The organism is Pseudomonas sp. SIMBA_041 (assembly GCF_046535095.1).
Classification (GTDB): domain Bacteria; phylum Pseudomonadota; class Gammaproteobacteria; order Pseudomonadales; family Pseudomonadaceae; genus Aquipseudomonas; species Aquipseudomonas mucoides.
Genome location: NZ_JAWRXJ010000527.1, coordinates 1 through 258, shown reverse-complemented (window position 1 = coordinate 258; position 258 = coordinate 1). Strand labels below are relative to the sequence as shown.

Sequence of the window (258 nt, the reverse complement as noted above, 5' to 3'; positions counted from 1 at the left end):
AAGCGTTTACCGTGCCATACCCTACGCTCAACCTCGGGCATATTCACGGTGGCGACGCTTCTAACCGTATTTGCGCTTGCTGTGAGTTGCATATGGATATTCGTCCGCTGCCTGGCATGACACTCAATGAACTTAATGGTTTGCTCAACGATGCATTGGCTCCGGTGAGCGAACGCTGGCCGGGTCGTCTGACGGTCGACGAGCTGCATCCGCCGATCCCTGGCTATGAATGCCCACCGAATCATCAACTGGTTGAAG

Annotated in this window: 1 protein-coding gene; it reads left to right on the top strand. The window is 54.7% G+C overall.

The genetic code is table 11. The annotated features are described in order from the left end of the window. Positions 1 to 11 precede the first annotated feature (11 nt). The coding region (locus tag SB725_RS32205; RefSeq protein WP_410923553.1) for a peptidase dimerization domain-containing protein at positions 12 to 258 on the top strand (247 nt) is incomplete at its 3' end.